The following is a 14843-nucleotide window of genomic DNA, read 5'->3' as shown; positions in this document are numbered from 1 at the left end:
TGGGGTCGGTATCTGCATCGGGGTCTGCGGACGACCGTGGAAGCAGCACAGTCCACCGGTCGTCAGGAGTACCCCCGTGTTGCACGAAAGCCCGGTCGCCCACGCACATCTCGGTGCCCCGCAGCCCACCGGCGCGTTTCCGCTCTCGGCGGCCCAGCGCGGCATCTGGTTCGCCCAGCACCTGGCCGGCGACACGCCCGTCAACATCGCCCAGTACGTCGACATCACCGGGGATCTCGACCTCGACGCCCTCGAGACTGCCGCGCGTGCGGTCGGACGCGAGTTCGGCACCGGGTTCCTGCGCATCCTCGAGGAGGACGGTCACCCGTTCCAGACCGTCGTGCACACCGGAGAGCGCCTGACGGTGGTCGACCTGCGGGGCGAAGCCGACCCGGTCGCCGCGGCCCGCGACTGGATGGAGCGCGACTACACCGCCCCCGTCGACATGTGCACCGACCGGCTCACCGTCACCGCCGTGCTGCGCGTCGGCGACGACCGCTGGTTCTGGTACGCCCGAATCCACCACATCGCCCTCGACGGCGTCGGAGCGATGACCCTCGTCGCGCGCACCGCCGAGCGCTACACCGCCACCGTCACCGGAACCACGGTGCACGCGCCGCGCACCGCCGCGCTGCCCGACATCGTCGCCGCGGACGAGGCCTACCGGCGCTCCCCGCGGTTCGAGACCGACCGCGCGTACTGGACCGAACACCTGGCCGGCCTGAGCGATCCCGTGTCGCTGGCCGGCCGGGGTGCCCCCGCCGACGCGCATCCACTGCTGGTCGGCGCGGAACTTCCCCCCGACACCGAGCAGGCCCTGCGCGATGCCGCGGCCCGTCGCGGGTCGAGCCTCGCCCCGCTCGTGGTCGCCGCGTTCGGCACCTACCTCGCCCGGATGACCGGCCACGACGAGGTGATGCTCAGCCTGCCCGTCTCGGCCCGCACCACCGCCGTGCTGCGCCGCTCCGGCGGCATGCTCGCCAACGTCGTGCCGCTGCGGCTGCGGACCGACGCCGCCACCGTCGCCTCCGTGATCGCCGCAGCGGAACTCGAGCTGACCGGGGCGCTGCGCCGCCAGCGGTACCGGCAGGAGGACATCGCCCGCGACCTCGGTCTCACCGGCGACCACGCCGCCGGGTTCGGCCCTTCGGTCAACCTCATGCTGTTCGACCACCAGGTCCGGCTCGGCGCGCTCACCGGCCGGGTCCACGTGCTCACCTCCGGGCTCATCGAGGACCTCTTCGTCAACCTCTACCCGGGCGGGCACAGCACGCACCTCGACTTCCAGGCCAACCCGAACCTGTACACCCGGGACGAGCTCGCCGCGCACCACCGACGGTTCCTCGCGTTCCTACACCGTTTCGCCACCGCCGACCCCGGCCGGCGGCTCACCGACCTGGACCTGCTCGGCGACGACGAGCGCGCGGCCCTCGTCCCGGCCCGCGGCGCCGAGCCGGTGCCCGCCCGCACCCTCGCCGACCTGCTCACCGCCGGGGCGGCCCTCGACCCCGGTGCCGTCGCCGTGATCGACGGTCCGCGCACCGTGACCTACTCCGAACTGGACACCGCCACCGACCGGCTCGCCCGGCTGCTGCTGACCCGCGGCGCCGGACCGGAGACCACCGTGGCGCTGGCGCTGGCGCGCTCGCTCGACTCGGTGCAGGCCGTGTGGGCGGTCGCCAAGACCGGGGCCGCGTTCGTGCCCGTCGACCCCGGCCACCCCCGCGCCCGGCTCGACCACGTCCTGCGCGACAGCGGCGCCCGCATCGGCCTGACCGTCGCCGCGCACCGGGACGGCCTGCCCGAGCACACCGACTGGATCGTGCTGGACGACCCCGCGACCGTCGCGGCGGTCGCGGACATGGACGCCGCGCCGATCACCGACCGGATCGTCCGACCCGAGCACGCCGCCTACATCGTCTACACCTCCGGGTCCACCGGCACCCCCAAGGGCGTCGTCGTCACCCACGCCGGCCTGGCGAACCTCGCCGACGACGCCCGCACGCGGCTCGCCGTCACCCCCGATTCGCGTGCCACCCACCTGTACTCGCCGGCCTTCGACTCCTCGATCGAGGAGCTGCTGGTGACCTTCGCGGCCGGCGCCACCCTGGTGGTGGTACCGCCGCAGGCCTACGGCGGCGCCGAGCTCGCCGAGGTACTGCACGCCGGACGAGTCACCCACCTCGACGCGACCCCGGCCGTGCTCGCGACCCTCGACCCCGACGAGCACCCCGAGATCGGCACGGTCGTGGTCGGTGGGGACGCCTGCCCGCCCGACCTGGCCGACCGGTGGTCCCGGGGCCGGCAGTTCCTCAACGCCTACGGCCCCACCGAGGCCACGGTCACCGCCACGTTCGCCGCCCCGCACCGTCCCGGCGCCGGCGTCGACGTCGGAGCACCGATCCGCGGCATGCGCGCCCTGGTCCTCGACCGGTGGCTGCAGCCCGTGCCGGTGGGGGTGACCGGCGAGCTGTACCTGGCCGGGCCGGGTGTCGCGCGCGGCTACCTCGGCCGTCCCGACCTGACCGCGGCCCGCTTCGTGGCCGACCCGTCGGCACCCGGCGAACGCATGTACCGCACCGGCGACCTGGTCCGCTGGCGCGGTGTGTCCTTCGGGCTGCCAGGACAACCCAAAGGACACACCGGCGGCGCAGCCGCCGCGCTCGAGTTCGCCGGCCGCACCGACCACCAGGTCAAGATCCGTGGATTCCGCGTCGAACTCGGCGAGGTCGACGCCGCGCTGCTCCGGCACGACACCGTCGCCCGAGCCGTCACCATCGGCACCTCCACGCCCGCCGGCGCGACCGTCCTCGCCGCCTACGTCGTCGGCCGTCCCGGCGCCCCCGTCGACGGTGACGCCCTGCGCGCCGCACTCGCCGCCACCCTGCCCGCCTACCTCGTGCCCGCGGTGATCACCGTACTGCCCGAGCTGCCGCTCACCCCCGTCGGCAAGATCGACCGGGCCGCGCTGCCCGCCCCCGACTTCGCCGCCACCGCGACCCCCGGGGGCCGCGCCCCCGAAGGCGCACGCGAGGAACTGATCGGCGCGCTGTTCGCCCAGGTGCTCGGGGTGGAACGGGTCTTTGCCGACGACAGCTTCTTCGCCCTCGGCGGCGACAGCATCGTCGCGATCACCCTGGTCTCCCGCGCTCGTGCCGCCGGACTGCGCTTCACCGCCCGCGACGTCTTCGAACGTCGCACCGTCGCCGCCCTGGCCGCCGTCGCGGTGGCGGACACCGGCGACGAGCCGGCCCTCGCCGAACTCCCCGGCGGCGGCACCGGCCCGGTCGAGACCACACCGATCGTCGCCGAACTGCTGACCGGCGGCGGGCCCGTCGACCGGTACGGACAGGCCGTGCTGATCCGCCTGCCCGAGCACCCCGACCCCGCGCACCTGGCCGGGGCCGTGCAGGCACTGCTCGATCGGCACGACGCGCTGCGGATGCGGTTGACCGCGGCCCGCACACTCGAGGTGCTCCCGGCCGGTGCGGTCGCCGCCGAGGCGGTGCTGCATCGCACCCCCGTCGACGAGCCACACGGCGCCGCCGAGGCCGCGCTGGAGGCCGCCGCGGACCGGCTCGACCCCGCCGCCGGGATCGTCGCCCAGTTCGCGTGGCTGGCCTCGCCCGGCGGCCGCGACGACCTGCTCGTGGCCGTCGTCCACCACCTCGCCGTGGACGCGGTGTCCTGGCGCATCCTGCTGCCCGACCTCGCCGCCGCCTACACCCACGGCGGTGCCGCGTCCGCCCTCGCCCCGGTCGGCACGTCGCTGCGCCGGTGGGCGCACGGCCTGACCGAGACCGATCGCAGCGACGAATTGCCACTGTGGGAGCGGATTCTCGCCACGCCCGATCCGGCGCTGGGGGAGCGGCCGTTCGACCCGGCGCGCGACACCGCCGCCACCTCCGCGCAGCTGCGCGTCCGCGTGCCCGCCGAGGTCACCGACGCCGTCCTGACCGCCGTACCCCAGCGGTTCCACTGCGGCCCCGTCGAGGCGCTGCTCGCCGCGCTCGGCCTGGCCGCCGAGCGGTGGCGCCGCAACCGTGGCCGCCCCACCCCCGCGACGCTCGTCGGCGTCGAGGGCCACGGCCGGGAGGAGGCAGCGGTCCCCGGTGCGGACCTGTCCCGCACCGTCGGATGGTTCACCACCGTGCACCCGCTGGACGTGGACCTGACCGGGATCGACGTCGACGACGCCTTCGGCGGCGGCGCCGCGGCGGCCGCGGCGATCCGATCGGTCAAGGAACGACTCGCCGCCGTCCCCGACCACGGCATCGGCTACGGCCTGCTCCGGTACGTCGCCGGGATCCTGCCCGCGCATCCGGCACCGCAGATCGCCTTCAACTTCCTCGGCCGCATCGACACCACAGTCGACGCACCGTGGCTGCCGCTCGGCACCGCCGCGACCCGCGAACCCCGCATGCCGCTGCCCGCGGTGCTCGACATCGACGCCGCGGTCGACGCCGACGGACTCGTCGGCACCTTCACCTACGCGACCGGCCTGCTCGACGAGGACGCCGTCGACGAGTTCGCACAGCTGTGGGTGGCTGCGCTCGCCGCGCTCGCCTGGCACGTCGGCGACCCGGCCGCCGGCGGCCACAGTCCCTCCGATTTCCCGCTGGTCGCCGTCGACCAGGACCGGATCGACGAGTGGGAGCGCGACCGGGGAGGCCTGGCCGACCTGTGGCCTCTGTCCCCCCTGCAGGCCGGGCTGCTGTTCCACACCGGCTACGCCGCCGCGGACGCCCCCGACGACTACACCGTGCAGACCGCGCTCGAACTCGCCGGCACCGTCGACGCCGCCCGGCTGCGCGCCGCGGCACAGTCCGTGGTCGACCGGCACGACAGCCTGCGCGCCGCCTTCCGTGACACCGCCGCCGGTCCGGTCCAGCTCGTACGGCACACCGCCGTGCTGCCCTGGCGGGAAACCGACCTGCGCGGCCGCGCCGACACCGACGGCGAACTGGCGCGCATCCTCGACACGGACCGCGCCGACCGGTTCGACCTCACCGCCGCGCCGCTGCTGCGCATCCACCTCATCCGCACCGCCGACGACCGGTACCGGCTGCTGCTGACCAACCACCACCTCGTCCTCGACGGCTGGTCCACCCCGCTGCTCGTCGCCGAACTGCTCACCGCCTACGCCGCGGGCGCGGCCGTGCCCGGCCCGGCGCCGTCGTTCCGCAACCACCTGGCCTGGCTCGCCGGCCGGGACGCCGTCGCCGCGCGGACCGCGTGGGCCCGCGCGCTGGACGGCATCGACGCCCCCACCCTCGTCGCCCCGCACGCCGACGGGGCCGACACCGGCGGCGCCGCCCACACCGTCGAGCTGAGCGCCGAGACCGCCGCCGGACTCGCCGCCGCCACCCGCGCCCACGACGTCACCCTCGCCACCGTCGTGCAGGCGGCGTGGGCGCTGACCCTGGCCGAGGTCACCGGCCGCACCGACGTGGTGTTCGGCTCCACCGTCTCCGGCCGACCGCCCGAGCTGCCGGGCGTGGACGCTGTGCTGGGTCTGTTCGTCAACACCGTGCCGGTGCGGGTGCGCCTGCAGCCCACCGACACCGGCACCGAACTGCTGCGCCGCATCCAGGCCGAACAGGCGGCGCTGCTCGAGCACCAGCACCTCGGCCTCCCCGAGATCCACCGGGCGGCCGGCGTCACCGAACTGTTCGACACCCTCGCCGTCGTCGAGTCCTACCCCCTCGACCGCGACGCTCTCTCCGCACTGGCCGACAGCGCCGGAATGCGCGTTCTCGGCGTCACCGGCGCCGAAGCCACCCCGTACCCCGTGAGCCTGATCGTCGAGCCGGGCGACCGGCCGCAGCTGAGCCTGCGGTACCGCCCCGCCGCGGTCGGCGACGTCGCCGCCCGCCACCTCGTCGAGCGCTGCGCGCAGCTGCTCGGGGCGCTCGCCCGCACCCCGGACCGCCGCATCGCCGCGCTCGGCGCCCCCGGGGTCGCGGCCCCGTTCACCCCCGGCCGGGACCGGGCCGTCACGCTCGCCGAGATCCTCACCGGCACCGCAACCCGTCACCCGGACGCGGTCGCCGTCGTCACCGATGCCGGCGAGATCACCTACCGCGACCTGAACGACCGGGCCGACGCGCTGGCGGGGCTGCTCGCGGCGCACGGCGCCGGACCCGGCACGGCCGTCGCGCTGGCGCTCACCCGCTCGTTCGAGTCGGTTCTCGCCGTGTGGGCGGTCGCGAAGACCGGGGCCGCCTTCGTTCCCGTCGACCCGCGCCATCCACAGGACCGGATCGAGCACATGCTCACCGACTCCGGCGCCCGGCTGGGCGTCACGGTCTCCGCACACGGTGCCCGGCTCACCGGTGCCGCGGCGACCTGGCTGGTCCTCGACGACCCCGCCACCACCGCCCGCCTCGCCGCGACCCGCCCCGCGGCGACGTCGCCGGCCCGGGTCGACGACCCGGCCTACCTGATCTACACCTCCGGCTCCACCGGCACCCCGAAGGCCGTCACCGTCACCCATCGCGGCCTGGGCAACCTGGTCGACGCCCAGATCGCCGTGCTGGGACTGACCCTCTCGGCCCGCGTCGCGCACGTCGCGTCACCGAGCTTCGACGCCTCCGTGTTCGAACAGCTCGCCGCGTTCGCCGTCGGCGCCGGGCTCGTCGTCGTGCCGCCGACCGTCGTCGGCGGCGACGAACTGACCGCCCGGCTCACCGCCGCCGCCGTCACCCACCTCGTCGTCACCCCCGCGGTGCTGGCCACCCTCGACCCGGCTGCGACCGCCACCGTGCAGACGGTGGGCGTCGCCGGCGAGGCCGTCCCCACCGACCTGGTGCGCCGGTGGGCGCCCGGCCGCACGATGCTCAACTTCTACGGCCCGACCGAGGCCACCATCTGGGCCACCGTCGCCGACCTCACCGCCGACGCGCCGGTCACGCTCGGCGCCGGCATCCCCGGCACCGAAACCCTCGTCCTCGACGGCTGGCTCCGGCCGGCGCCGCTCGGCACGGTCGGCGAACTGTACCTGTCCGGCCCCGGTCTGGCGCGCGGCTACCACGGTCGTGCACCCCTGACCGCGAGCCGGTTCGTCGCGCATCCCCACCGGTCCGGCGCCCGCATGTACCGCACCGGCGACCTCGTGCGCTGGACCCGCGGCGGCGACGGCCGGCCCGTCCTGGACTATCTGGGCCGCACCGACTTCCAGGTCAAGGTGCGCGGCATCCGCGTCGAGCTCGGCGAAATCGACACCGCCCTCACGGCCGACGCCGACGTCGACTTCGCGACCACGGTCGGACGCCCCGGACCCACCGGCTCCACCGTCCTCGTCTCCTACGTGCGGCCCGTGCCGGGACGCACCCTCGACCCGGACCGGCTGCGGGACCGGCTCGCCGAACAGCTCCCCGCCCATCTCGTGCCCGTCGCGATCGTCGTCCTCGACGAGGTTCCGCTCACCCCGGTCGGCAAGCTCGACCGGACGGCGCTGCCGGAGCCGGACTTCGGCCGCAGCCGCCGCCCGGCCCGCGCGCCGCGCGGACCCGTGGAGACCGCCGCCGCAGCCGCGTTCGCCGAGGTGCTCGGCCTGGACGACCGCGGTGCCGACGACTCGTTCTTCGACCTCGGCGGCAACTCCCTCGACGCGACCCGCGTGATCGCCCGCGTCAACGCCACCGCCGGCACCGCCCTGGCGGTACGCGACCTGTTCGAGGCGCCCACCCCGGCGGCGCTGGCCGCACGCGCCGCGGGCCGCACCGGTGCCGCCGTCGCGCTCGGGCGCCGCGAGCGGCCCGCCCGCCTGCCGCTCGGACCGGCACAGCACCGGATGTGGGTGCTCAACCAGTTCGACCCCGCCTCCGGCGTCTACAACATCCCGGTGGCGCTGCGCCTGCGCGGACCGCTCGACCGCACCGCCCTCGCGGCCGCCTTCGGCGACCTCACCGGCCGGCACGAGAGTCTGCGCACCGTCTTCCCGGCCGATGCGGACGGCCCGCACCAGGTGATCGTCGATGCGGTGCCCCCCGCCCTCGACATCGTCGACGTGCCCGCGGACGCGGTCCGTGCCGCGGTGGCGACTTTCGCCGGTGCCGGTTTCGACCTGACCGTCGAGCTGCCGGTGCGGGCCCGGGTGCTGCGTCTGGGTGCGCAGGAGCACGTGCTGGTGCTGGTGCTGCACCACATCGCCGCGGACGGGGTGTCGGTGGCGCCGCTGGCCCGGGACCTGATCGCCGCGTACGCCGCGCGTACCGCGGGGGCGGCGCCGGCGTGGGCGCCGCTGCCGGTGCAGTACGCCGACTACACGCTGTGGCAGCGCGAGACGCTCGGCGACCCCGACGACCCCGACTCGACCACCGCCCGGCAACGCGAGTTCTGGACCCGCACGCTGGCCGGCCTCCCGGACCGCATCGTGCTGCCCGCCGACCGGCCCGGACCCGCGGTGCAGTCCGGCGCGAGCGCCGACGTCGCCTTCACCGTCGCCGCCGACGTGCACGCCCGGCTGCGACGTCTCGCCCGCACCGAGAACGCCACCGTGTTCATGACCGTGCACGCCGCGCTCGTCGCGCTGCTCTCGCGTCTCGGCGCCGGCGACGACATCGCGGTGGGCACCGCGGTCGCCGGCCGCGGCGCCGCCGAACTCGACGACCTGGTCGGGATGTTCGTCAACACCGTGGTCCTGCGCACCCCGGTGCGTCCCGAGGTCACGTTCGCCGACCTGGTGGCGCAGGTGCGCGAGGCCGACCTGGCCGCGTTCGCCCACGCCGACCTGCCGTTCGACCAGGTGGTCGAGGCGGTGCGCCCGGCCCGCTCGACCGCGCACCACCCGCTGTTCCAGGTCTCCCTCGCGCTGGCCGACTTCGCGGCACCCACGCTCGAGCTCGACGGGCTCGGGATCGCCGTGGAGGACATCGCCCGGGACTCCTCGCAGTTCGATCTCGCACTCGAGCTGCGCGAACACACCGGCGACGACGGACGGCCCGCCGGGCTGGACGCCACCCTCACCTACGCGACCGACCTGTTCGACCACGACACCGCCCGCACCCTCGCCGCGCGGTTCGTGCGCCTCCTCGCCACCGTCACCACCGACCCGGCCGTCCCCGTCGGGGACGTGGAGCTGCTCGACGCCGCCGAGTCCGCCGAGCTGGCCGCCACCGCCGGCCCGGCCGGTATCGGGCCGTGGCTGCTGCCCACGCTGCTCGCGGCCGCCGCCGCCGCACACCCCGCGCGCCCGGCCGTGCGTGCCGACGGCACCACCTGGACCTACCGGGAACTCGACGACGCCGCCGGCCGGCTCGCGCACCGGCTCGTCGCCGCCGGGGTGGGGCCGGACGTGCGCGTGGCCCTCGCGCTGCCCCGCTCCGCGGAGTCGGTGCTCGCCGTGTGGGCCGTCGCCAAGGCCGGCGGTGCCTTCGTGCCCGTCGATCCGGCGTACCCGGCCGAGCGCATCGCGCACATGCTGCACGACAGCGGCACCACACTCGGACTGACCACGGCCGCGCACCGGGCCGCGCTGCCCGGCGCGCTCACCTGGCTCGAGCTCGACGACCCGGCGGTGCGGGCCGCATACGCCGACGACTCGGCCGCACCGTGGACCGATGCGGACCGGACCCGGCCGCTGCATCCCGAGCACGCCGCCTACCTGATCTACACCTCCGGCTCGACCGGCACCCCGAAGGCCGTCACCGTCACCCACCGCGGGCTGGCGAACATCGTGCGCGCCCAAGCCGACTCGCTCGACGTCGGGCCGGATGCGCGGGTCCTCGGCTTCGCCTCGCCCAGTTTCGACGCAGCGATCTTCGAACAACTGGCCGCCTTCGGCGCCGGGGGCTGCCTGGTGTCGGTCCCGCCCGGCATCGTCGGGGGCACCGAACTCGCCGCTCTCCTCGAGGCCGAGCAGGTGACGCACGCGGTCCTCACCCCGTCGGTGCTCTCGACGCTGGACTCGGCGGAGTCGACCTCGGTCCGGGTGCTCGCGGTGGCCGGCGAGGCGGTCGGTACGGACCTGGTGGAGCGGTTCGCCGGGGGCCGGACGATGCTGAACCTGTACGGGCCGACGGAGGCCACGATCTGGGCGACCGCGTCGTCGGCACTGACGGCGGGCCGGGCAGTGACGATCGGATCCGCCGTGCGCGGCGTGACGCCGCTGGTGCTCGACGACCGGTTGCGGCCCGTCCCGGTCGGTGTGGCGGGGGAGTTGTACCTCGCCGGCGACGGGCTGGCGCGCGGCTACCACGGGCGGCCGGGACTGACCGCGGCCCGGTTCGTGGCGCATCCGCAGGGCGCGCGGATGTACCGCACCGGGGACGTGGTGCGGTGGGTGCACGCCGCCGGCCGGCTCGAGCTCGAGTACGTCGGCCGCAGTGACCACCAGGTCAAGATCCGCGGAATGCGGATCGAGGTGGGGGAGGTCGACGCGGCGCTGGCCGGGCTGCCGGAGGTCGACCGCGCGGTGACGGTGGGCCGGCCCGGACCGGCCGGGTCGCCGGTACTGGTGTCGTACGTGCTCGCGGCGACCGGGTGCGCCCCGACGGCCGAGGCGCTGCGGGCCCGGATGTCCGAGTTGCTGCCGGCCCATCTCGTGCCGGCGGCGCTCGTCGTGCTCGACGAGTTGCCGCTGACGCCGGTGGGCAAGCTGGACCGGGCGGCCCTGCCCGAGCCCGTGTTCGCCGCCGGCGCGGGGCGTGCCCCCCGCACACCGGCCGAGGAGGCCGTGGTCGCCGCGTTCGCCCAGGTGCTGGATCTGGACCGGGTGGGCATCGACGACTCGTTCTTCGACCTCGGCGGCAACTCGCTCGACGCCACCCGCGTCGTCGCCCGCCTGAACTCCGCCCTGGCGGTGCGCGACCTGTTCGAGGCGCCCACCCCCGCGGCGCTGGCCGTGCGCCTGCTCGAGCGTCCCGCGCCGAGGATCGCCCTCACGGCCCGGCCCCGCCCGGCCCGGGTGCCCCTCGGACCGGCGCAGCAGCGCATGTGGGTGCTCAACCAGCTCGACCCCACCTCCGCGGCGTACAACATCCCCGTCGCGTTGCGCCTGTCCGGTCCGATCGACGCCGCGGCGCTCGCCGCGGCGTGGCGGGACGTGACCGACCGGCACGAGAGCCTGCGCACCGTCTTCCCCGCCGATGCGGACGGCCCGCACCAGGTGGCCGTCGACGCCGGGAACGTGCTCGACTTCACCGAGGCACCCGCCGACGTGCATGCCGCGGTGGCGGGTTTCGTCGGTGCCGGTTTCGACCTGACCGTCGAGCTGCCGGTGCGGGCCCGGGTGCTGCGTCTGGGTGCGCAGGAGCACGTGCTGGTGCTGGTGCTGCACCACATCGCCGCGGACGGGGTGTCGGTGGCGCCGCTGGCCCGGGACCTGATCGCCGCGTACGCCGCGCGCACCGCGGGGGCGGCCCCGGCGTGGGCGCCGCTGCCGGTGCAGTACGCCGACTACACGCTGTGGCAGCGCGACATCCTCGGTGACGAGACCGATCCGCGGTCGACCGCCGCGCGTCAGCGCGACTTCTGGGTGAGCACCCTCGCCGGGCTCCCCGACCGGATCACCTTGCCCACCGACCGGCCGCGCCCGGTCGTGCAGTCCATGGCGAGCGCCGATGTGGCTCTCGCAGTCGACGCCGACGTGCACGCCCGGCTGCGGGCCGTCGCCGCCACCGAGAACGCCACCGTGTTCATGACCGTGCACGCCGCGCTCGTCGCGTTGCTCTCGCGTCTCGGCGCCGGCGACGACATCGCGGTGGGCACCGCGGTCGCCGGCCGCGGCGCCGCCGAACTCGACGACCTGGTCGGGATGTTCGTCAACACCGTGGTCCTGCGCACCCCGGTGCGTCCCGAGGTCACGTTCGCCGACCTGGTGGCGCAGGTGCGCGAGGCCGACCTGGCCGCGTTCGCCCACGCCGACCTGCCGTTCGACCAGGTGGTCGAGGCGGTGCGCCCGGCCCGCTCGACCGCGCACCACCCGCTGTTCCAGGTCTCCCTCGCGCTGGCGAACTTCGAGGAGCCGGAGCTCGAGGTCGCGGGCCTGCGCATCGCACTGCAGGACGTCGCCCACGAGTCCTCACCGTTCGACCTGAGTCTGACACTGCGCGAACGCACGACCGCGAACGGCGAACCCGCCGGAATCGAGGTGAGCCTCGGCTACGCCACCGACCTGTTCGACGACGCCACCGCCCGGACCCTCGCCGCCCGCTTCGGCCGGCTGCTGACGGCGGTCGCCGAGAACCCGCACGCCACGATCGGCAACGTCGACCTGCTCGATCCGCGGGAGGCCGACGAACTGCGGGCCGGCACGGGCCCGGAGCCCGTCGCCCCGGTGACCCTGCCGGAACTGCTGCACGCCGCGGCGACGGCGCGACCCGAGGCCGTCGCCGTGGTCACCGACGACCGGCAGGTCACCTATCGCGAACTCGACGCCCGCGCGGCGCTGCTCGCCGATGCCCTCGCCGCGCGGGGTGCCGGCCCCGGCACCCTCGTCGCGCTGGCACTGACCCGATCGTTCGACTCGGTGCTCGCGGTGTGGGCGGTCGCCCGAACGGGCGCGGCGTTCGTGCCCGTCGACCCCCGGCACCCGCAGGAACGGATCGAGTACATGCTCGCCGATTCCGGTGCCGTCCTGGGGGTGACCGTGACCGAGCACCACGACCGCCTGCCCGCCTCGCTCGGGTGGCTGGTGCTCGACGGCCCGGCTGCCGACACGCGTCTCGCGCTCGTCCCGCAGCGGCCGCGGGCCACGGCCGTGCACGTCGACGACCCCGCCTACCTGATCTACACCTCAGGTTCGACCGGCGCTCCCAAGGCGGTCACCGTCACCCACCGCGGACTGGGCAATCTCGTCGCCGCGCAGCGGGAGACCCTGGCGCTGACCCCGCAGGCCCGGGTCGCGCACATCGCGTCGCCGAGTTTCGACGCCGCGGTGTTCGAGCAACTCGCCGCGTTCGCCGTCGGCGCCCGGCTCGTGGTCGTCCCGCCCACCGTCGTCGGCGGCACCGAACTCGCCGACCGGCTCCGCGCGGCCCGGGTCAGCCATCTCGTCGTCACCCCCGCCGCGCTGTCGACGCTCGACCCGGCCGCCCTGACCTCGGTCGAGGTGCTGGCCGTGGCCGGGGAGGCGACCGGACCGGAACTCGTGGACCGGTTCGGCGAGGGCCGGACGATGCTGAACCTGTACGGACCGACGGAGGCCACGATCTGGGCGACGGCCGGCCCGCTGGTGCCGGGCCGGGCGGTGACGATCGGATCGGCCGTGCGCGGCGTGACGCCGCTGGTGCTCGACGCCCGCCTGCGGCCGGTACCCGCCGGCGTGACGGGCGAACTCTACCTGGCCGGGGCCGGGCTGGCGCGGGGCTACCACGGGCGGGTGGGGCTGACCGCGAGCCGCTTCGTCGCCCGTCCCGATCAGCCGGGGGAGCGGATGTACCGCACCGGGGACCTCGTGCGGTGGGTGCGGGCCGGGGGCCGGCTCGAGCTCGAATACCTCGGGCGCGGTGACCACCAGGTCAAGGTCCGCGGGATGCGCGTCGAGGTCGGGGAGATCGACGCGGCGCTCACGGCCCTGCCCGAGGTCGACTTCGCGGTCACCGTCGGGCGGCCCGGACCGTCCGGCGCCCAGGTGCTCGTCTCCTACGTGCTCCCGGCGCCGGGGCACCGCCTCGAACCGGCCCGGGTACAGCGCCGGACGGCGCAGCGGCTGCCCGGACACCTGGTGCCGGCGGCGATCGTCGTGCTCGACGAGTTGCCGCTGACCCCGGTCGGCAAGCTGGATCGCGCGGCGCTGCCGGAGCCGGTGTTCGCGGCCGGCTCGGGACGCGCCCCGCGCACCCCGGCGGAGGAGGCGGTCGTCGCGGTGTTCGCGCAGGTGCTCGGCCTCGCGCACGTCGGGATCGACGACTCGTTCTTCGACCTGGGTGGGACCTCCCTCGATGCCACCCGTGCCTGCGATCGGCTCGGCGCCGAACTCGGGACCGCCGTGCCGGTGATCGCGTTGTTCTCGGCGCCCACCCCGGCGGGCCTGGCCGCCCGCCTCGAGGCCGAGGACACCGGCGGGCAGCCGGACTCGCCGTTCGCGGTGCGGCTGCCGCTGCGCACCGACGGCGACGGAGCCCCGCTGTTCTGCGTGCATCCGGCGTCCGGACTGGCGTGGGGCTACGCCGGGCTCGCCGCGCACCTCGCCCCCGGACGGCCGGTGTACGGACTGCAGTCCCCGCACCTCGACGGCCGCGAGGACGCCCCGGCGACGATCGCCGCGTACGCCGAGCGGTACGTCGACGAGATCCGTGCGGTCCAGCCCACCGGCCCGTACCACCTGCTCGGCTGGTCGCTCGGCGGATTCATCGCCCACGCCGTCGCGGCGCGGCTGCGCGACGCCGGCGAGGAGGTGGCGCTGCTCGCGCTGCTCGACGCGGACCTGATCGCCCGCGACGTCGCCGCGCCGGAACCGCTGACCGCCGGCGAACTCGTCGCCGCCCTCGGCTCGTCCCTGGGGCTGCCCGACGTCGATCCGGACCTGACGGCCGCCGAGGCCGCCGCGCTGATCCGGACCCACACCGGGGCTCCCGTCGACGCCGGCCACCTCGACCGGATGGTCGCCGACTACAACGGTTCGGCGGCGCTGCTCGCCGGCTACCGGCCACCGCTCTACGACGGCGACCTCGTCTTCGTCACCGCGACGGCCGACAAGCCGCATCACGCCGGGGGTTTCGCCGGCTGGCGACCCTACGTCACCGGCGCGATGCACAACCACCTGCTCGATGTCGCCCACGACCGGATGACCGCACCCGACGCGGTACCCGCCCTGGCCGCGGTGCTCGATCGGCATCTCGGCGACGACCGGTACCTCGCCGCGTCCTGACCGCGCAATCCACCCCCCTTTTCTTCCG

General features: G+C 75.6%; 1 protein-coding gene. It reads left to right on the top strand.

Translation table 11 applies throughout. The features are described from left to right. Nucleotides 1-76: 76 nt before the first annotated feature. Entirely contained in the window at nucleotides 77-14815 is a 14739-nt protein-coding gene (locus tag LZP97_RS09195) for a non-ribosomal peptide synthetase (protein WP_267966365.1), read from the top strand. The last annotated feature ends 28 nt before the right edge of the window (nucleotides 14816-14843 follow it).

The organism is Rhodococcus sp. DMF-1, assembly GCF_021441945.1.
Taxonomy (GTDB): Bacteria; Actinomycetota; Actinomycetes; order Mycobacteriales; family Mycobacteriaceae; genus Rhodococcus; species Rhodococcus ruber.
Note: the sequence above shows the minus strand (reverse complement) of the source record. Positions and strands in the feature narration are given on the sequence as shown.